This window comes from Photobacterium chitinilyticum (genome assembly GCF_004104355.1).
In the GTDB taxonomy this organism is placed as follows: Bacteria; Pseudomonadota; Gammaproteobacteria; order Enterobacterales; family Vibrionaceae; genus Photobacterium; species Photobacterium chitinilyticum.
Genome location: NZ_RJLM01000001.1, coordinates 973337 through 994351, shown reverse-complemented (window position 1 = coordinate 994351; position 21015 = coordinate 973337). Strand labels below are relative to the sequence as shown.

At 45.0% G+C, this 21015-nt stretch carries 13 protein-coding genes; 6 read left to right on the top strand and 7 right to left on the bottom strand.

Translation table 11 applies throughout. The annotated features are described in order from the left end of the window. Positions 1-68: 68 nt before the first annotated feature. From EDI28_RS04220 to EDI28_RS04200, 5 genes are all read left to right on the top strand, one after another. Positions 69-1901 (top strand): ABC transporter ATP-binding protein, encoded by a 1833-nt coding sequence (locus EDI28_RS04220; protein ID WP_128782562.1) that lies wholly within the window; start codon positions 69-71, stop codon positions 1899-1901. Between the two features lie 72 nt (positions 1902-1973). Beyond that, the gene (locus EDI28_RS04215; RefSeq protein WP_128782561.1) at positions 1974-3170 is read left to right on the top strand and encodes a paraquat-inducible protein A; all 1197 of its coding nucleotides are present in this window, start codon (positions 1974-1976) and stop codon (positions 3168-3170) included. After that, positions 3151-5778, top strand: a complete 2628-nt coding sequence (locus tag EDI28_RS04210) for an MlaD family protein (protein ID WP_128782560.1) — start codon at positions 3151-3153, stop codon at positions 5776-5778. The genes EDI28_RS04215 and EDI28_RS04210 overlap by 20 nt, the downstream gene beginning before the upstream one ends. Before the next feature lie 176 nt (positions 5779-5954). Further along, positions 5955-7385: a 16S rRNA (cytosine(1407)-C(5))-methyltransferase RsmF gene (rsmF, locus tag EDI28_RS04205; protein WP_128782559.1), complete on the top strand. Its 1431-nt coding sequence runs from the start codon at positions 5955-5957 to the stop codon at positions 7383-7385. Between the two features lie 502 nt (positions 7386-7887). Beyond that, a complete protein-coding gene (locus tag EDI28_RS04200; protein WP_128782558.1) occupies positions 7888-8481 on the top strand; it encodes an FMN-dependent NADH-azoreductase in 594 nt (197 codons plus the stop codon). A 94-nt stretch (positions 8482-8575) separates the two neighbouring features. Here the strand turns inward: EDI28_RS04200 and EDI28_RS04195 are convergent, their stop codons facing one another. After that, positions 8576-9835 carry a MipA/OmpV family protein gene (locus EDI28_RS04195; protein ID WP_233353292.1) on the bottom strand — a complete coding sequence of 420 codons (1260 nt, stop codon included), beginning with the start codon at positions 9833-9835 and terminating at the stop codon, positions 8576-8578. A 744-nt stretch (positions 9836-10579) separates the two neighbouring features. Between EDI28_RS04195 and EDI28_RS04190 the strand changes: the two genes are divergently transcribed. After that, the gene (locus tag EDI28_RS04190) at positions 10580-13444 is read left to right on the top strand and encodes a C25 family cysteine peptidase (protein ID WP_128782556.1); all 2865 of its coding nucleotides are present in this window, start codon (positions 10580-10582) and stop codon (positions 13442-13444) included. Positions 13445-13595: 151 nt separating this feature from the next. Here EDI28_RS04190 and EDI28_RS04185 read toward each other — a convergent pair whose 3' ends face one another. The 6 genes from EDI28_RS04185 to EDI28_RS04160 form a co-directional block, all read right to left on the bottom strand. Beyond that, the gene (locus EDI28_RS04185) at positions 13596-14252 is read right to left on the bottom strand and encodes a hypothetical protein (protein ID WP_128782555.1); all 657 of its coding nucleotides are present in this window, start codon (positions 14250-14252) and stop codon (positions 13596-13598) included. Between the two features lie 461 nt (positions 14253-14713). Then, complete coding sequence (locus tag EDI28_RS04180; protein WP_128782554.1) at positions 14714-15058, bottom strand: carboxymuconolactone decarboxylase family protein; 345 nt, start codon at positions 15056-15058, stop codon at positions 14714-14716. Between the two features lie 110 nt (positions 15059-15168). Next, on the bottom strand, positions 15169-15432 hold the full coding sequence (locus EDI28_RS04175) for a hypothetical protein (protein WP_128782553.1): 264 nt from the start codon (positions 15430-15432) through the stop codon (positions 15169-15171). Positions 15433-15434: 2 nt separating this feature from the next. After that, positions 15435-19730, bottom strand: coding sequence for an RHS repeat-associated core domain-containing protein (locus EDI28_RS04170; protein ID WP_128782552.1), 4296 nt, complete (start codon positions 19728-19730; stop codon positions 15435-15437). 19 nt (positions 19731-19749) lie between these two features. Next, a complete protein-coding gene (locus tag EDI28_RS04165) occupies positions 19750-20697 on the bottom strand; it encodes a hypothetical protein (protein WP_128782551.1) in 948 nt (315 codons plus the stop codon). A gap of 7 nt (positions 20698-20704) precedes the next feature. Next, positions 20705-20992, bottom strand: coding sequence for a PAAR domain-containing protein (locus EDI28_RS04160; protein WP_128782550.1), 288 nt, complete (start codon positions 20990-20992; stop codon positions 20705-20707). Positions 20993-21015 lie beyond the last annotated feature (23 nt).

The following is a 21015-nucleotide window of genomic DNA, read 5'->3' as shown; positions in this document are numbered from 1 at the left end:
AGCCGTTAGAATGGTAACTCTTGCCGATAATAGGAATCTTTATCACTGTGAAAGGCAATTCGAACCAAATGATTAACTGGTCTTGGCTTATAAAGCAAGCAAAACATCATCGTCCTAGACTGGTTGCGGCAAATATCATCGCCCTACTCGCTACATTAATCAGCGTGCCTATCCCGCTGCTAATGCCGTTAATGGTTGATGAAATTTTGCTGGAAAAACCTGCAGGGGGTATTCAATTTCTCAATGTTTTTCTGCCTGAGTCACTACATCAACCGACGGCCTATATCTTCCTGGTTCTCTTGCTTGTCGTGCTAATGCGGGTCGGCAGTCAGGCCTTGAATATTCTCCAGAGCCGTCAATTTACGCTGGTTGCCAAAGATATCACCTACAAAATGCGCCAGCATCTCATTGATAAGCTTGGCCGTATCAGCATGCGTCAATATGAAGAGCGAGGCAGTGGTGGTATCACGTCTCACTTAATCACCGATGTGGAAACCATTGATAAGTTCGTCGGAGATACTTTAAGCCGCTTTCTCATCGGCTTACTTACGGTTATCGGTACTGCCGCTATCCTTCTCTGGCTTAACTGGCAACTGGGCTTATTCATTCTGCTGGTCAATCCGATTGTCGTCTATGCCTCTCGCATGATGGGAAGCCGCGTTAAAACTCTAAAGAAAAAGGAAAATCAAGCTTTTGAGAAATTCCAACAAAGGCTAGTTGAAACGTTAGACGGGATCTACCAGCTTCGAGCAGCAAATCGAGAACGAGAATTCCTCAACCAACTAAAATCAAGCGCAGACGACATTCGACACGATGCCGATAAGTATGCCTGGCAATCTGAAGCGGCTGGCCGGATTTCATTTCTTCTGTTCTTGGTTGGTTTCGAGCTGTTCCGGGCAATGGCTATGCTAATGGTCCTGTTTAGTGATTTGACCATTGGCCAGATGTTTGCTGTCTTTGGTTATCTATGGTTCATGCTAGGTCCTGTGCAAGAGCTACTGGGTATTCAATTTGCTTGGTACAGCGCATCGGCTGCCATGCAGCGCCTAAATGGGCTGATTTCACTTGAGGAAGAAGTTCGTCCGATACAGAAAGTTGATCCTTTTAATGCTGGAGAAACCCTTCAGATTGATGTCAGGGATCTTCACTTTGCCTATGATGAAGACAAAGAAGTCCTCCGCGGGCTCAATCTGACGATTCCGTCAGGTAAGCGTGTTGCGCTAGTCGGCTCATCAGGCGGCGGTAAATCGACGCTCATCCAACTACTATTAGGTATTTACCAAAAGGATCAGGGAGACATCTTCATCAATGGCTACCCTATCGAAGATGTTGGCTATGAAGCCCTGCGCGATAAAATGGCCGTTGTTCTGCAACACCCTGTTTTGTTCAATGACACACTAAGACATAACTTAAGCTTGGGTGCCCATTTCAGTGATCAGGATTTGTGGCAAGCGCTGGAAATAGCCCAAATGGCCGATGTTACTCAGCGCCTGACCAACGGGCTAGATACAGAAATAGGCCGCCAGGGTATTCGTTTATCAGGAGGACAACGCCAGCGCCTGGCGATTGCCCGCATGATCCTCGCCAACCCTGAGTTTGTGATTTTGGACGAAGCCACATCGGCGCTAGACACTGCCACCGAAGCCGCTTTGCACGCCGCCCTCAATCAGTTTTTAGCTAACAGAACCACATTAATTGTGGCCCACCGTTTATCTGCGGTTAAGGAAGCTGATTTAATCTACGTGCTCGAAGACGGCCAAGTTAGCCAAACTGGAACCCACTCTGAACTGGTAAATGAAGAAGGGTTATATCAAACGCTATATGGGTCGGTGCAATCGGCAGATCCTCCGACTTCTACCTCTGGGGAACAACTATCTGTAGCCAGATTGAATGTAAAATAATATAGTGTTCATTTTTTATGGCTCAGGTCAAAAGCTGCTTAGTTTTTGATCTATATAAAGGATTAAACAACCATGTCTATGGCAAGACTCTGTCCCGGTTGCGACTTGCCTGTAATGCCTCAGGTCGCCCTTCAAGGACAAAGTGCCTATTGCCCTCGCTGCAATACTCGCCTCTATCGCGGTGGAAGAACTCGCTTTAGTAGTGAGCTGGCCATTGCGTTGACGTGTTTAATTCTTTTCATTCCGGCGCATTTTTTTCCACTGATCACTATTCGCCTGTTTGGGGTTATGATCCCTGCCACTCTTCCGTCGGGCACATTAACGTTAGCCTCAAATTTCCCGGCCGTCGCTGTATTGATCCTGTTCTGCAGTACCATCGCGCCACTCCTGGTTTGTTTATCAGTACTTGGTGCCCAGGCAGGGTTAAAGTTCAGACGTTTTCAGCTATTCCGTACATCCCTTTGGATTGTCGAACACCTAAAGTACTGGGCTATGTTTGATGTTTTTCTTGTCAGTCTTGCTATTTCCTGTTTCAAAGTACAAGACTATGCTGACATTTACGTCGGCCCCGGACTATATTCTCTAATAATACTGCAAGTCCTTATGTCACTGCTTATCACCCGTATCAGTGTCAACCGCTACTGGGAAGCCTGGCAGCCAGAAACCGAACACAAAAGAAATGAGCTGAAGGCCCATTGCCACACCTGCCACCTAACGCAGGCACATACTGATACATGTGTTCGCTGTGCTTCGCCGCTATACCTCCGTATGCCACATTCTATTCAAAAAACGTGGGCACTCCTTATTGCTGCGGCGGTTTTCATTTTCCCTGCAAATCTCTTCCCGATCTCTATTTTTCTAAATAACGGCAAACGGGTTGAAGACACAATTTTTTCTGGTGTAGCCTCCCTGATAAAAACAGATATGACAGGCATTGCCATTATCATCTTTGTCGCCAGTATCGTGGTTCCTGTCGCCAAAATTCTTGGCTTGGCCTACCTACTTCTGGCCATTCAGTTTAAACGCAAAATTAATCACCTCCACCGTATGAAGCTCTATCGTGTCATACAGTGGATTGGAAAGTGGTCGGTGATGGACCTTTTTGTTATCTCTCTTATGGTAGCCTTAATCGACCGCGACCAAATCCTTGATTTTACACCCGGTCCGGGGGCAATTGCCTTCGGGGTTGTGGTGGTTCTCACGATGCTTGCAGCAGAAAGTTTAGATTCTCGTCTGATATGGGACAACTATGAACAACGGACCAAATAACCAACAACCAGAACCGGTAAACATAAAACGCGACCGCGGAATATCTCCATTGTGGATCCTCCCGCTACTTGCACTTGTTCTTGCTGGCTGGCTCGTATTTAAAGCCGTCAATGAAGCAGGACAAAGAATAAAGATCCACTTCAGTGATGCGGCAGGCTTAACTGCGGGACGGACCACTATTCGTTATCAAGGTCTGGAAGTTGGTATAGTTCGCGATGTAAACCTGTCAGACGATCTCCAAAGTATCTATGCTGAAGCCGATATTTACCCTGAAGCCGTTCGAATCCTCAAGGAAGGTACGCGCTTCTGGCTCGTAAAACCTAAGGCATCAATCACCGGTATCTCCGGCCTCGATGCACTGGTATCGGGTAACTATATCGCGCTGCAACCTGGTGAAGGCAAAGCGGCCTATGAATTTTCGGCTCTCGACACCCAGCCATCAGATACACCGTTGGGGCAAGGCTTAAAAATACAGCTGCGGTCTCCAAACTTAGGCTCTGTCAGTATTGGATCTCAGGTACTGTATAAGAAAATTCCTGTGGGTGAAGTCTACAGCTACACCCTTAGCAATAATCGAAAACGGGTGTTGATTGATATTCTGATCAAGCCACAGTTTGCCGAGCTGGTAACCAATAAAAGCCGTTTCTGGAATGTGAGCGGCATGAGTGCCAATGTTGGATTCAACGGCATCGATGTGCAGTTTGAAAGCCTATCTGCGATGATTGGTGGTGCAATAGCCTTTGACTCTCCCGATGAAGGCAAAACAATCGAACCCAACCACCTCTTCCGTCTCTATCCCAATTTGAATACCGCCGGTCGAGGTATCGCAATTACTATCGATCTTCCTGATGGTAATAATGTCAGTACTAGTGGTGCCCCAATCATCTATCGCGGGTTAGAAATTGGTCAAATTTCTGCTCTTCGTCTAGATGAAGAAAGACAAAAGATCGTAGCACACGCAGCGATAGAGCCAAGTATGAGTGATTTGCTGACAACAGGTTCTCGTATGCTACTAGAAGAAGCCGAGGTCTCGCTTACTGGCGTGAAAAATATTGGTAACCTGCTCCGAGGGAATTATCTAACCCTGATCCCAGGTGAAGGCGACAAGGCTCGTCAATTCAAGGCGATTACCCAAGACGAATTGCAAGAACAGCAGCCAGGTGTCGCAAACTTCTCACTGTATGCCGATAGCAGCCACGGTATCGAACGTGGTACTAAGCTTAAGCATCGTGGCATTGAAGTAGGCCGGGTTAAAAAAGTCTTACTTGATGGTAAACGTGTCCGCTTTGATGTCATTGTCATGCCAGGGCACACTTCTCTGGTTCGCTCGGCCAGCAGGTTCTACCTTGATGGCGGCATTCAGGCCAATATCAGCTCTAAAGGCCTTGACATAAACGTACCACCAGCAGACCAACTCATCAGCCAAAATATTAGCTTCACCAGTACAGGTAATTCAAAGATTCAAAAAAGCTATCCGCTTTACAAAAATAAGCAGCTTGCCAAGTTGGCTGCCGATAGCCTAAACGGCGTCGCAAAAATGACGTTGTTTGCTGATGAGCTTCCTCCTGTTTCTGAAGGAAGTCCTATCCTTTATCGAAATCTACAAGTCGGTGAGGTGAAAAGTTACGCCCTTACCCGTGACGGTGTCACAATATCTATAGCCATTGAGAATAAATATCGGCATTTGATCAAACCAGACACAGTGTTCTGGAACCGTTCCGGTGTTGAGGTTGAAGCAGGTTTAGACGGTGTCAGTATCAAGGCAGACCCAATCAGCACACTGATTAAAGGCGGAATTGCTTTCGATGAGCTCGCAGGTGTATCGAACAAAGCCGGTAAACGCTTTAAGCTCTACCCTAGCCTAAAAGACGCCAAAGACTTTGGCCTGCTCATCACACTGACGGCAGACAATGCCAAGGCCATTTCTATCAATTCGGATATCCGTTACCAAGGCGTCAATGTCGGCAAGATTATAGATACAACCCCCGACTTTACGGCTGGCAATGTGAAAATTACCGCCCGCCTATTTCCTAGATATGCAGAGCTACTGGCAAAGTCCAACAGTTATTTCTGGGTTGTCACTCCAAAGATCAGCCTCACCGGTGCCAAAAACCTAGATACATTATTGAGCAGCTATATCGCCGTAGCGCCGGGTGACGGTCATTACTCCCAAACATTTGACCTTGGAACGGCAGAGATCGCCAAGTCAGGCCTAACTGTTATCCTGGAGAGTGAAGATCGTGGTTCTATCAACGAAGGCACACCATTGCTATATCGCGATATTCAAGTCGGCCAAGTTGTGAAAGTATCACTGGGTGAGTTAGCTGATCGTGTTATTCTCGAAGCGCAGGTTGAGCAAGAGTATAGCCATCTAGTTCGTACTGACACGGTTTTCTGGAATGTATCTGGTCTCGATGTCACTATCGGGCTGACAGGTGCTTCTGTTCAAACAGGAACCGTCGACAGCTTGATACGTGGTGGAATTGCATTTGCGACCCCAGAGAAACAACCATTATCGTCGAAGGCCAAACAGGAAACCCACTACCTGTTGAATAAACAAGCCAAACCAGAATGGAAAACCTGGCGAACAGCGATACCTCGCCATTAGCAATAAACTCTTATCAAACCAAGTTGTTGTTATCAAAGGAGCGCCTAGCGCTCCTTTTTCTTCTACGCCACGCCTCCAATATAAGTCAAGCCTTGCCCTGAGCTAAGCAGACATCGATTATTCACACCGTTTGTTATAGAATCTCGCCCCATTGCTAGTTAAACGAGATAGTCCCCTTGCATCCTAATATTCACATCCCAGAAGCCTTCATCGAACAAATCCGCCAGATCATGCCAGAGCATCTCAATCTGGATGAGTTTATTGCCAGCTGTAAGACACCATTACGCCGCAGTATCCGGGTTAATACACTGAAAATCAGTGTGGAAGATTTTCTGGCCCGTGTCGCCGACAAAGACTGGACACTGACTCCTGTTCCATGGTGCGAGACAGGTTTTTGGATTGAGCGTGAAGATGAAGAGACTGTTTCGCTGGGTAATACTGCCGAACATATGGCCGGTTTATTCTATATTCAGGAAGCCAGCTCAATGATGCCGGTTACGGCCCTGTTGAAAGACAACAATGCGCTAGATTGTGTATTGGACATGGCCTCTGCGCCAGGTTCGAAAACAACTCAAATTGCCTGTGCAATGAAAAACAAAGGCGCCCTGGTTGCCAACGAACTAGCCGCAAGCCGAATCAAAGTGCTTCACTCTAACCTTCAGCGTTGCGGTGTTTACAACGCTTCTCTGACTCATTTTGACGGATGTGTCTTTGGCGGCTGGGCACCAGAATCATTCGATTCAATTTTGCTTGATGCGCCGTGTTCAGGTGAAGGTGCGATTCGTAAAGATGATGATGCAATGGAAAACTGGAGCCTAGAGTCAGTTGAAGAAATTGCCGCCGTTCAGCGAAACCTTATTATTAGCGCCTTCCAGGCACTAAAACCTGGCGGTGTTATGGTGTACTCGACCTGCACCTTGAATTTGAGCGAAAACCAGCATGTCTGCCATTTCCTAAAAGAAACCTTCGGGGATGCAGTTGAGTTTGAGCCATTGAATACTCTGTTTAGTGGTGCAGAAAAAGCCCTCACTGAAGATGGTTTCCTGCATGTTTATCCGCAGGTCTTCGACAGCGAAGGCTTCTTCGTTGCCCGTATCCGCAAGCTTCAGTCTGTTGAGTCACCCATCGTAAAAAAGCGTATGGGCAAATTCCCTTTCAGCCTAGCAAAAGACAAAGATCAACAGACTATCGCGGAGAGCATTGCTGCCGACCTTGATATTACCCTGCCTGATGATAGTGAGATATGGACCCGAGATAAGGAAGTGTGGTTATTCCCTTCTAAACTTCGCGATCTGATTGGTGAAATCCGGTTCCAACGCATTGGTATCAAACTGGCTGAACAACATAAGAAAGGATACCGTTGGCAGCACGAAGCCATTATGTCTCTAGCCACAGGAGATGAGAAAGTCGCGATTGCCCTCAGTTCTGAGCAGGCAAAAGAATGGTTCATGGGACGAGATATACGCCCCGAAGACCTGTCAGGTAAAGGTGAAGTTGTTGTCACTTACCGTGACTACCCAATTGGTATTGGTAAATGGGTAGGAAATCGTATCAAGAACGGCCTACCTCGTGAGTTAGTTAGGGATAACAATTTATTCGATATCTAATTGGTCAAATGCTGCAAGCAGTAAAACAGAACTTTCAGCATAAAATAAATGGCATCAATAAGATATGGAAGCGACGTCAGAAGCGAATGACATTCTCAGAGCTTAAACTGGCAAATTGTACTGCTTGAACTACCATTGATAGTGTAATTGATCTCCATTTACTAACCAGTTAGCGCAAGGCTCTCACGAGCCATTCCCCTAAGCCCGAGACAGGAGTCGTTTCGGGCTATTTTTTTGTCTGCGTTTTACAGGAACTAAACCGTTAACGGTATTGACCAATATTTTCTAACATACCTTGAACTAACGACTGAACACCACTCTGTAGAATACAAATCAAGGCTGGCACCCCCCCACCTAATACATTGATAAAAAAATATAAAAGCAATTCAACGCTAACCGTTCAGCTTTTTCGAACAACATGCACGAGTTTTTCCGCTATCTTCGTTCTCCCAAGTTCAATATATTTATTCCCAAGCCAAATCAACGCGCAAAGGAAATTACCATGTCAAACGTACTTGTTTTGAAATCAAGCATTCTCGGCGATTATTCTCAGTCAAACAGTTTAATTGAGCACTTAGTCGCGTCATGGGAAGCTCAAACTAGCTCTGTTATCGAACGTGATTTAGCGGCAAATCCCCTGCCGGTACTCGATGGTGAAATTGCTGGCGGTCTTCGCGGTGGCGATAACTTAACTGCCCGTCAGGTAGAAACACTTGCACTATCAGATCAATTGATTGAAGAAGTAAAGGCAAGTGATACGCTAGTCATCGCTGCACCAATGTATAACTTCACGATCCCGACTCAACTTAAAAACTGGTTTGATTTAATCGCCCGTGCTGGTGTGACATTTTCTTATACTGAAACTGGTCCGGTGGGATTATTAACAGGCAAGAAAGTCGTTGTAGTGACAACTCGAGGTGGTATCCACAAGGACGGCGCAACCGACCTTATGGTGCCGTACCTAAAAACAATTCTTGGCTTTGTCGGCTTAACAGACGTTGAGTTTGTTTATAGCGAAGCGCTTGCAATGGGTGACGAATTTGCAGCCAAAGGCATCGCCGACGCAAAATCTGAACTTGAAAAAATAACGGCTTAACCTATTTATCATTCGCATTCACTGCACCTTGCCTTTTCATTTTGCTATTTAGCTTCTGGCCTTACCTGTTACCGTCAACAGGTAAGGTCCTTTTCTAAAAATCAAACTGAAGATAAACGGTATTGTAATTACTGCCCCCTTTAATTCGACCAAACTGTGAGGCATTTTCAAAAATAGCAGACCGATGATGCAGACTGTAACCTAACCACACTTTATCCAAAGGCTTATGGTTAAATAAATCACCTAGATTAACATCAAATGAAAAATCTAAGTAGTTCAGCAAATTGCTTGGTTCATAGCCCTTTCGATCCATCTCACTTTGCTCAATGTAAGATATATTATCTATATAAGACAGGCCCTCTGCCACACCAAAGCGCCACTTTACAGGCCACTCAAGCGTATAATAAGCCTTCACGGCCACAACATACTCTTGCGTTGTACTCTGAACATCAGAACTCCAGTGCCAAACAAAACCCGGCGTCAGGTAAATATCGAGTGGAATGCCGAAAAGCTCATCGGTCAGAGGATGTCCATAGAACAATGATGTCAGCTGGTTATTGAACTCATCTTTTACCCTATTGAAAGAGAAGATATCGCCAATATTTGAAGGGGTAGCCCAACCATGGGCAACTCGTAAATAAGGGCTGTTACGCAATGATGATTTACGGGGCTTTTCACCATCATTAAAGAACCCGAACCCTAGAAATACCTCACCCTGCCAATCTGAGTTAACGATTTCAGAATCACGAATATTGCTATCAAAGTATGTTGCATGCGCACCACCAAGGAGATAGAGGTTTGACGTGACATGGTAACTTGCTGACGCACCAAGTTTGAGATCCACACCAGCATTGATCGACTCAAGAGTCAGGCCATAGTAATAACTGTTATAGTCAGATTCCTTCCAAAGTAGTGATGCTTCTGGTCTAAAACTCCAATTATCGTACTTGTATACACCACCAACGGACACCAGGGAACTCACCCTACCATCGGGATCCGATAGCAATTCCAGTTCACTATATACTTTCTCATCTAGCTGGTACTTAAACTGAAAACCGATATCACCTGTATCGCCACCAATTTGGTTCTGGAACGAAGAAGGAATATCAATGAAATGCATTCGGACCAATGCATTTAACTCCCATTCATCCATACGATATAGATTTATTCCACCTTCAATACCATTAAGAAAGAACCGATCGCCTTGATAAAACATCATCGGCACAAATGTTGATACCGTCGAGTCCGCTACAACCTTTTCTGTTGCATATGGTATTGAGGCATTTCGAACAACCGCAGCTAAGCCCCAAGTTTGCTCTCCATCCCGCTTCATACGTAGATTGTCAACGGAGATAAAACCATTAGGTCTACTTTCTTTAAGGCCACCCTGCACATCTTCGCTGCCAGCAAAAGCGATAACCGGAATACAAAAGGCAACCCCCGTCCAAAACTTCAACAAACTCTTTCCCCACCATATTTATCATTTTAGTCATAATAATTTAGCGTATTTATTCGTGATAAGTACAACTTTTTGATTGAAAGTCTCATACTTTATCTCTTCCTAATAGCAATAAAGTGCAGCAAACAATACTAGCAAATAGACAATTCGACGAATATAAGTGTCACATATGGATAACTGATAAAATGCTAAATAAATATTTCTGCGAGGAATGTCAAATTTGTATTACAAAACAATCAAGCACCTGCATTTTCTTGCGGCGTATTTTTAAATTCGTGATATATATACATCAACCACCAAACATAATTAACTTAATTAAATTGGTTATTTAAAAAGCATCAATAAATAACAAAACAATCAGCAGTGAATAAAGATACATCTAGCACAGTACTGAAGCATTACTTATAAAGTATATGCATAAATGTCACTAAATCAAATCCATAGAAATGGAGATATAGACGTGCATAAAGAAATAAGAAAAAATCATCATTGTTTTGAGGTTACTTTTCAGCGAAAACACAAACAGTTAACGCATACAAAATAATCAATAATCGTTTTCACATTTATTAATCTTTATCAAACTGCATATTTTTGCAGTACTTTCCCCTTTCCAAAACACAACTCGTACAGGAGAAAAAAATGAAACTAAATAAAACGAGGCTTCTCATAACCCTCGCTCTATTTTCACATTCCACTTTTGCCGTTGAACACGTTGATGCATCTATTTTTGATCAACGAGTTATCAACTTTGAACAACCAATCGATGTCGCTCCTACTGCAGAATCAGTGCAATCAAGCCAATACTTTTCGCTGATGACGCTTGATAGCAAGAGAGCTATATTTGAGGCCAAGCTGACTTCACTTACAATGGCTAAAGTGAAAATGGCTGATGGCAATATATATGACCGCATCATATTGCCAGATGGTGGCAGTCCTGCTGAGCCAGGAAAACCAAACTTAACAGGATACCGGCAGTTAATCCGCATTCCCGATGGTGCCCAACTTAATATCATTGTGGACCATGTTGAATGGTCTGAAACGTTTACAGATACCATTGTCGACCCAGTACAATTACCTTTCCCTGATGTTGTCGAAATGGATGGTACTCGTCCAGACCAAAATATGCCTTTCGTAAAAGACGAAGCCGCCTATGGGTTGATTACAGATAGCAAAACACAGCCAGTGACTGTCGTCGAAACTGTCCGTGTACGTGGTAAAAGTTACGCGGTTATTTCATATCGACCAATAGAGTTTAGTCCAGTTGAAAAGACCGTCCGTTTCGCGAAAAAGGTACGCTTTCACGTCAACTACATTCTGCCTGAAAGCAACGAGTCCCGCACTAAGCGCAATGACAGTCTAGGATTTGATGCTCCGGCAGATTCGGTTATCGATATACGCACCAAAGCAAACCAAGCAACGGATCCGGCTTTAAGCTCAACCGACACTGATGCCACGTTGACACCTGCGCAAAAGGCTGATTATTTAATCATTACAGCAGACCGGTTCAAAGACACGATTGAACCACTAGCGGCATGGAAACGTCAGAAAGGCTACAAGGTCCACGTTGCTACAGTCACAGAAACCGGTAATACTCAGGAACAAATAAAGAACTACATCACCAATTCATACAGCAAAGGGACAATGACGTCTTATGTCTTGTTTGTTGGTGATCATGAAGATATTCCTGGCTGGGAAATCGTTGGTCACGGTTATCACGGCAAGGATCACAAATGGCATACTGACTTCGAATATACCTTAGTAGACGGCGAAGACACTTATCCGGATTTGGTTCTAGGTCGCTTCCCAGGCGATACCGAAGCCCAGATTACCAGTATGGTTGCTCGTACTTTAAGTTACGAAAAAACACCTGTCGACTCTGATCGTTACAATAACATTCTGCTTGCCGGGCAATATCAAGATAACGACGGCAACAGAGTCGCCGATAGAATGTTCATGGAAGATCTACACCGAGTAGCTGACTTCTTGGGCCCTGACTATAACTTCTTTGGTGGGCCTGGCGACCTGTTCAATAAAGGTTATCAAATCCACACAGCCCTACAATGGGACGCAGATTTAACTAAAGAGTTGAAGTATGGTGGCTGGGATTACGGTAGTGCCAGAGCTACGCCGCCAAGCCCAATTCCACAAGTTTGGAAAAACCAAGGCAATGGTAACCATGTTCAAATATCCGATACCATAAACCAAGGTGTTGGCTTGGTTCTGCACCGAGATCATGGATATGGTAACGGCTCTGGTTGGGCAGATCCGCGCTACACTGCTACTGAAGTCAGTGCACTGGCCAATGGCAACATGTCACCGGTTGTATTTAGTCTGAACTGTGCAACAGGTTGGTTTGACGGGAAGGATTCATTTGCAGAATCCTGGATGCGTAACCCCAATGGTGGTGCTATTGGCTTTACAGGTGCAGCGCGTGTAAGCTACTCGGGTTACAACGACTTGATGCACGCGGCAATTATGGATAGTTTCTGGGATGATTACGACGGCAACTGGTCTAGTAATATTTATCCAGTATCTTGGCGCCCGGCAATGGCTATGAACCGTGCAAAACACCGCCTGTTTAACCATTACGGAACCAGCGGTACAGCGCTTTCAACAGCTCGTTTCTTTAGTTGGTTTGGGGATCCTGAACTAGAATTACGTACACAACGCCCTCAGGCATTAACCGTTACATATCCTGATAACATTTCAAGTGAAAGCAATGCTTCATTCGATGTAGTCGTCCAAAGTGGAGATAACACACTCAAAGATGCACGTGTAGCACTAGTATCAACGTCAGGCGAATCCCATGTAATGACAACCGATGAAAATGGTGTGGCGCACTTTGAACTGACATCCAACGAGCCAATGACTCTTACAGTGACAGAACATAACGCCCCTGCTTATGAAGGGAAAATATCTGTTGGTGGTAATAGCATTGTTGCTAAGGTCAGTGATACTCAAACAGCACCAGCCCGTCAATGGGTTATGCTAGATGGTACCAAGTCGATTGTCGCGGAAGGATCTAATGTTCACTATCAATGGACACAGATCCAAGGTCCACAGGTACGTATCGATTACGCTGATAATAACTACGCCTATGCGGTCACGCCTAATTACAGTACCACTCTCAAGTTTAAGCTAACAATTACAGATGAAGATGGCCACAGTGATTCAGCGATTCAGACCGTTATTGTAAAAGCTGGAGACGAGGACAAAAACAAAGCACCTATAGCAAACGTAGCTAAGGAGCAGGTTGCATCTTTCTCTCAATGGGCTGCCCTCGATGGTACAAAATCATCAGATCCTGATGGTTCTATTGCCAAATATCAATGGAGCCAAGTTGCAGGGCCTGTCGTCAAAATGGCCTACCCGTCGAACAGCTATGCTTACGCATTAACGCCTGAGAAAAATACAACACTTAAGTTCAAGTTAACCGTCACTGACGACAAAGGGAAAACCTCATCGTCAATCCATTCCATTGTCGTAAAAGGGACAAACCTATAATTTAGTCCGGATGTAAAATCATCTCGTTGTATTGAATTATATTCATGTAAATTAGAAGGGAGGCTACAAGTAGTCTCCCTTTTATATATCCAATCAAATAAATAATAATGCAAAGATAGAAATCATTGTATTATTCGATGGTAGACAAGCCCTAAACTGCACTACTTTCTTCTTGAAGAAACTTTTCGACTTGTTCTTTAAACAAAGTCAGTGAACCTCCAAACTCTGGCATTATTGTAAAAGTCCTAGAGCTTGATTGATAACGCCCGATCTGACGTTGTTCTGGACGGAATGTAAATATGATATCGCCCTGCTCTTCGCTAACATAAAACTCATCATCACGATATTGCTTTTGTCCATCACTAAAGCAACGGTCAAAAAATTGGAGCAGCTCGTGGGCTTGAGGCGATTTAAAGAACTGATCACCAATTGTTGCACCGTTTGAGTCTGAAACTAAAACACGGTAACTATGCTCGCTGTACTTCATGATCTCAAATAGCTTACGGCGTTGTAACTGTGTCGGCTTTACCGCCACATGCACTCGTCCTCTTGCTTCATAACGGATAATCCCTGTTGCCGTCATAAGATTCACGATCGTTATCTCGTCGCAGATACCATGCATTTCTTTCGGCAACAGTGCAGCAACTGCTCGATGGTATTGACGATTATCCATATCGGAACGTTGCAAGTTGAGTAAACTGCCATCCTGCAGTATATATCCACCATCCTTACTAAAACGCGTAACCCCAAAATGTGCTATCAGCTTATCTAATAACGCTTTGTTAACTTCCTGTTCTTGTTGAATCATACTACTCATCTATTAAAAAGCGGCGTAATGCTGCAGATGTTCTTATGATTCACCAGGGCTATAAAAAAATCAGTGCGTAAACTCTCATTATACAAATAAGGCATACTAAGCAATGAGTTAGTAGCGCGCCACGGGCAAGATAATCCTCGGAAAACTAAGGTAAATGCAGAATATTCTTTCACATTAAGAACTGGACGCTCGCTGAAGCTGAACTATAATAAATATTGAAAAGCGTTTCTTTCTGCCAATAGGTCTTTTGAGATGAGGGGAAAGAGTAGCAACTATGCCAGTTTCTGGGCTTGTAGCATGGTCAACGAGAGAGAAGCAGAACCCTGTAATAGCTAACTCTCGACGCGCTTTTCATAACCCTATTGTATTCGGAATGTACGAAGAAACCCGCCTGTATCGCGGGTTTTTTAATGTCTGTCGGTTACCAACTAGACAGACCATATCTAGTCACATCACACTTCCCAATCCGGATCCGTAGGCTCACCTGACTCTATTTTCTCATCAGCCCAACTCAATGCTGCCATCACACAAGGAAAACCTAAAGTACTGGTTAGAAGGATAAGTACATGACGAATTTCTTCTGCGCTTGCACCGGCTTCTAGCGCTCTTTTGGTATGGCTGTGAACTGCACCTTCCGAACGAATTGCAGCCGCTGCCGCCAACTGAATGAGCTGTGCTGTTTTCTCATCAATTGGCCCTTCCTGCCTAACCGCCTGACCAAGTGTCTCGACGGCACTCAGCAAACCAGGATGACGCTTTTTCACTTTAAGGTACTGATTAGACGGATTATCAGCCATGAGTCTTTCCTCGCATAATGAAGTTAATCATTAGTATAGCCAGTTAGAAAATCAATACGCTGGCTTTCGGTGATTTTGGCACACCTTCGCTCGTCAGCTGGGCTCAAAATCTAAGCGCTAACCAACTGCCAATGACCACTCCTAGCTTCTTCTGGAGATAACAAAACAGTATCACTCGTTTCAAAAGCCCTATGGTCAAGCTTATCCCTCTTATGTAGCATCTTCCTTTCGCCAGTTATCGTCAATGTTTGCCTTATTTCACCGTCCAATATCAGAGCTAACTTTTTACCAACAACTTCGCAACCAGGCTCATAGCCAGTACATGCTAAGATTGTGACACCACCAGATAAAACAAACTTCTCTGTTATTTTCATTCTCACAGCCCTTTATCTCTGAGTATCTGCAATATCTTTATATCTTCGTCACTCAGGCCTAGCATACTCTGATGCCTAATCATAAAGTCTTTAACGTGCGTCTCTGCACTTCCAAAGCCACTAGTACCTAAGCGTTCAGTGATTCCTAACTTCACCTGAGTACCGTGAAGAAACTCTTCTAACAGTGCCGGTTTACTTGGGTTTTCTCTAAGAAGAATATGAGTATTATCAACTCCCCCTACCGACGCTTCTGCTCCAAAGTAATCAAGCATACGGAGTTCTTCTGAATCAGACTGGGCTATCACTACGTCACGCTTTCGTGATACTGCCGATATTAGTTCGGGTGATGCGGGCTCAACCCCCATTAATTCATCAGGGCTCCACATGTTAATTTTGTTTGGAACAAAGTCATCAAATCCGCCAGGTAATTCTCGCACAACTCTTGAAGAACTTGCTAGCTCTACACCTTCTGGTACTACATTTTTTGCGAAGCCTGGAGCTAATTTTCCAGTAGCTGAGCCCAAGCCTGCTGTAATCGTATCAAAGACTGCTGTCTGCTCATCAAGAGGTGTTAACTGGTTTCCTGTGAAAGGATTTAACTTCAGCCCATCTTCTCGTAACCCACTACGATAATAGCCAATTTGGTTACCAATACCTTCTAAAACATCTCCCACTAATGGGACATCTTCAACTATTGAGTTGGCCGTATTTAGTAAGAACCCTCTATCTACAGGCTTTGAGGTTACAATATTTTCTAACGGATATATCACCTTTCCACTTGGTAATGTAATTCCATTTGAAGCCTTCCCCTCCTTACAACTCAACCCAAGCGGATCTACCCATTGCACAGGATTGGGGGCATATTGATACGGATTTATTCCGCCGAGTAGCCCTATCGGATCTTGGTGGATAAACCGTCCGGCTTTTGGATCGTAGTAGCGAAATCGGTTGTAGTGCAGGCCCGATTCATCGTCATAATACTGGCCCTGAAAGCGCAGCGGGTTGTTGATGCTTTCAATCACTGGCGAGGCCAAACCTTCAATGCTGTATTCGGCCTGCCAGACGGTTTCACCTCTGCTGTCGGTGAGTGTTAACGGTGTACCAAGGTGATCAAGGTGGTAGTAGTAAACTTGCCCCTTCTTGATCAGGGCGACAGGCCTAAAGCTGTTTGGCTCGTAGATGTACCAATTATATTGATCGTTGCAGTGTTCGCCGATGAGCTGATCACCATCCCACAGAAAATCAATACGCTGGCTTTCGGTGATTTTGGCGCTTCTGCGCCCGAGGGCGTCGTAATAATACTGAGTATATTTACTGTTTTTTTTCAGGCTAGTCAGTTGGTTAAAGCCGTTGAACCGGCGCTGTTCATTGCCTTGTGGGGTATGACTTTTAGTTTGGTTGCCAAAACGGTCGTAACTATAGTGGGTGTCTTGCCATTGCAATAGCCTGTCACGGCTGACGTGTATGTCTTTGTTACCTTGTTGGCTACTTTGTTCACTCTGAGGATTACCGAAGCTATCAAAGTTAAACAGCTCTTCTGGATGGTGCGGTAACTGGCTTTGAGTAAGCTGATCGAGTTGGTCGAACTGGTAATGGATCTCGCCCTGCTCGCTGTCATGAATACCGACAAGCTGATCGGCTTGGTTATATCTGTATCCCCGTTGCTGCTCGGTATGGGCATGTTTCCAACACTGCTGTTGTAATCGCCCTTGAATATCAAACGATTGTGAAAACGTGACACCGTTACTTTGTAGGCGGCTGACTTCCCTCCTGCTGGTATCAAACTGACGATCAATTAATGGCTGCTGATCCCAATCAATACCCGCTAGTAACCCTTGTTTGTTATAGCGGTAATGTATCTGATGATTGTCAGGCAGCTGAGTGCAAGTACGACGCCCGGCGGTATCGTATTCATGCTGTAGCTGCCAATTGTCTTGCCAGATCTCACTTGGATGGCCGCTAAGGTGGTAACGAATACTGAGCTTGCGCCGAGCATTATTGGCGCGAAGCAAGCGGCCGAGATTATCATATTGAAAATGGTTCGACAGCGAGATACCCGCAGCACTGCAATGTTGTTCAATCACTCTGCCACAGTTATCGCGCCGAAGCTGGATGAATCGTTCACCCTGCTCGGCAAGGCTGATTAATAGCCCTTGACCATCATACTGATATTGCTGGGTACGCCCATCAAAGCCTACCGTCTCTCGAATCAACTCTTCACTGTCATAGTCAAGCTGATAGGTGACACCGTCACTACGTTCAATGGCTGTGAGGTTACGCTCTTTATCGTATTGGAATTTCAGCCAACTGCCATCAGGACGGATATGTTGTACTGGCTGCGCTAATCCTTGATAGACAAAGGTATGCGCTCGCCCGATAGAATCCATGAATACCGTTGGCCGCCCAGCCCAGTCATAGTCGATACGCTGACTTCGCTGTTGTTCAGGGTTTGTTTGAGGGTATTCGGCGATCTCGACTATCAGGCCTGAACGCTCTCGTTTGTATTGCGTCACCCAGCCATCAGAATTAATTATCCCGTTAATTTCACCCAATTCATCATAGCTGTAACGAGTTATCGCCTCACCATCTTGTGCTGCCGCCAGCAAACCGTGTTCATTCCACCAATATCGTTGGCTACGACCGTTCGATTGTTCAATGTGGATAACGCGTCCGTGACGGTCATAATGGAACTGCTTGAAGACTCCAGCCGGATCTTGCTGGCTCAGCAGGCGACCAAAACTGTTGTAATCATTACGCCATTCACGATTTTCGCCATCGACAATACGGATTACCTGTCCCATCCGATTGTAGCTATAGTGCGTTACGCTATTATCCGGTGCTTGTATCTCGCTTAGCTGGCCATAATGATTGTAACGAAGATTCGTTGTCGCACCACCGGGAGTAGTTTCAGCAACTTTTCGGGATTTGGCATCATAGCGATAGCGCCAAACATGTCCTTTGGGCGACACTTTTCGAATCAGTTTCCCTTGAGTATTATGTTCATAGCGCCATTGATTTCCCATGCTGTCGGTACTAACAGCAGTGTGATTAGCGATATCATAATCAAAACAATATTGGTAGTTACCCTCATCTCCCCATTGGGTAATGCATCTAGACGATGAACCCTTCCCCTGCCACTCAAAATAATGACTAAAGCCTGACGGGCGGATTCTCCGTGTCAACAGATGTTCTGTGTATTGGTAACTCTCGACTTGCTGCTGACGATTACTCGCCTCACATAAATCACCCTCAGTACTGTAGTGATAATGTGCCAGTACTGTCGGCGTACTACCTATTCCTACGAGGAGTTGCACCTCTATGAGGTTTCCGCCGACATCATAACGTAATTCAAACGTCTGACAGCCATTGGCTACGATACTTGTTAAACGACCTGCACTGGAGTAGCCGAAACGATACTGAAGTGTCTCATTTTCTCGTAATCGTTCAAGTAGCCACCGCTGATGCTGGTAGACAAAGCGTAATTGGCGGCCATCACTGAGTGTCAGTAAGTAATATCCGTGAGGGTCATGAAATAACGCAGCACCAGCTGTCAGCTGATAACTAACCGCCCCAACAGCAATATCATCAAACGCTAATATACTGCCTTTGTTGTCAATAAAGTGCCATTGTTCTCCTTCCCCGTCAGCCAATTGTATTTTTGTTAGTTCAAAGTGAAAATTGCTGCGCCAGCCGTAACCCAAGCCAACATTTTGCTGGCAAAGACTTGAACGATATAAGCGCTGCCAACAAATAGGCATACTGCCCGACAAGGTGATATCTGTTAGCTGTAGGATCTCTTCACCGGTGGCCATGGATACCGGGTCGCCGCAATACTCCATTTCATCTGGGCAGACAGGTATTGGGGCATCGCTAACACTACCTTTTCCGACAGTCCGTTTTTCTTCCTTCCCCCCTTGTGTCGCAACTTGTTTTGTCGTTTGGACTCCTTTTTCAGCAAACGACGGTTGGTGTACAACAACGGGCTCGATGGCCGGAACTTCATGTACCCTAAGCTTTCCATCAAATAGTGCTTTTGCCAGTATCTCCCGTGCATTTGCAAAGGATCTTCGACCACCAGTTCGGGCCTGAACCTCTGCAGGAAAATCTAGCATTCCCAACACTGCCAGTAAATCGGCTCCTTGCTGAGGTCTTAATCGCGCAAATTTATCGATATGCAGGCGAGCTAATTGCAGCGTTTCAAAACGGGATGACACCTGTTTTGAGTTGTTATTAGCGGTAGTAAATTGATATGCCTTGCCATCATTGGCTTTAAGCTGTAATTGCTTGAGTTCGTCCATGTTATCCCACAATCATTCACTATTGATGCCAGGCATACGATGCTGCACCTCGATACTGCTTTTTAGATATCTCAAGTTGCAACGTACTATGTAGGTAGTCACCACGCTGATAGCGCGTATAAAGATGTAATAGGTTATAGAGTCCGCTGCAGGCACCTAACTCACCAGTGACGGCTCCCGTCATCACAACCTGTGTACGAGTTCCAACAAATGGATACAGCAGGTGATAGGCATTCGCCCACTCTTTTACCCGCTCACTATTCCCGTTATACGGGGCATAAAACTGCTGGACTCCTTTTGCGTATTCCTTGGAATATCGTTCAAACACAGACTCTATGACGTTATTTTTTGCTATGTCTTTATTTTGTACTTCATGAGTAAACCAATTTCGTATTAGCCCTGATCCCGAGATACTGACTTTGACCAAAATGACACTCTCAGCAGCGATCCCACTCGGTAACCAAGCGTCATTGTTTTGTTCGTTTACGGATAATCGTTGGCTAAGGCGCGGATCACTGTCTATTGCCAGAATCCAAACATAAGGTGCTTTTTGCTCATGCAGTAAATGTTCAAGATGACGCCATGCAAAGATCAGAGCATTATTCCCATAGGGAAACAGATAACATTCAGAATGGAAGGTTAAAGCAGGAGCTGCTTGGCAAAGATTTGAAAACAACCGCTGGTAATACTCATCGTCTAGGCCTTCCTGTTCAGGTAAAAGTATTAACACCGGAGCAGACTGCCAATCCACCTCATGCCCCGTCAAAGCAATTTCTAACACTGTCGACAGACGCTGAAAATAGTCCTCATTTGAATAAGGGATTATCGGCAATGACAAGAAATTCTTATTAGTATCAACCTCGACTAACTGTGCTTGCAGGCGCTTTAAGGGATCCAGACCTAACACCACGTTATGATCGGTATCCTCACCTATCCGTAGGCACTCAAACTCAATATCTATAGGCATATTACATTCACCCAATGGTCACGGTAGGGTTACCAGCAACTATTTTCCCGTCATGGTTGGTTGAATCGCCCATCCGCGCCGCAGGTTTACCGTTGATTGATACCGACGAAGACCCTGCTTTAATACTGTCTGGCGGACCAATGCACACCAACATGTCACCTTTTCGTGCTGCGGGAAGGCCACCTATTAGAACATTACCTGAACCGGCTGCCACCGGTCCGCCGATATGAGGAACTTTTGCTGTTGTTTTAGGACACATATGAAAACAACTAATCGTTGCTGCTGGTTTTCCCATCTTTTTTCTTGCCGCAAGATAAT

Excerpts from the sequence above, each read along its gene's own strand:
- EDI28_RS04185 (WP_128782555.1), bottom strand. The coding sequence starts at position 14,252 with ATGATTCAACAAGAACAGGAAGTTAACAAAGCGTTATTAGATAAGCTG.
- EDI28_RS04165 (WP_128782551.1), bottom strand. The coding sequence starts at position 20,697 with ATGCCTATAGATATTGAGTTTGAGTGCCTACGGATAGGTGAGGATACC.
- EDI28_RS04215 (WP_128782561.1), top strand. The coding sequence starts at position 1,974 with ATGTCTATGGCAAGACTCTGTCCCGGTTGCGACTTGCCTGTAATGCCT.
- EDI28_RS04200 (WP_128782558.1), top strand. The coding sequence starts at position 7,888 with ATGTCAAACGTACTTGTTTTGAAATCAAGCATTCTCGGCGATTATTCT.
- EDI28_RS04190 (WP_128782556.1), top strand. The coding sequence starts at position 10,580 with ATGAAACTAAATAAAACGAGGCTTCTCATAACCCTCGCTCTATTTTCA.
- EDI28_RS04210 (WP_128782560.1), top strand. The coding sequence starts at position 3,151 with ATGAACAACGGACCAAATAACCAACAACCAGAACCGGTAAACATAAAA.
- EDI28_RS04170 (WP_128782552.1), bottom strand. The coding sequence starts at position 19,730 with ATGGACGAACTCAAGCAATTACAGCTTAAAGCCAATGATGGCAAGGCA.
- EDI28_RS04220 (WP_128782562.1), top strand. The coding sequence starts at position 69 with ATGATTAACTGGTCTTGGCTTATAAAGCAAGCAAAACATCATCGTCCT.
- EDI28_RS04175 (WP_128782553.1), bottom strand. The coding sequence starts at position 15,432 with ATGAAAATAACAGAGAAGTTTGTTTTATCTGGTGGTGTCACAATCTTA.
- EDI28_RS04180 (WP_128782554.1), bottom strand. The coding sequence starts at position 15,058 with ATGGCTGATAATCCGTCTAATCAGTACCTTAAAGTGAAAAAGCGTCAT.
- EDI28_RS04160 (WP_128782550.1), bottom strand. The coding sequence starts at position 20,992 with ATGGGAAAACCAGCAGCAACGATTAGTTGTTTTCATATGTGTCCTAAA.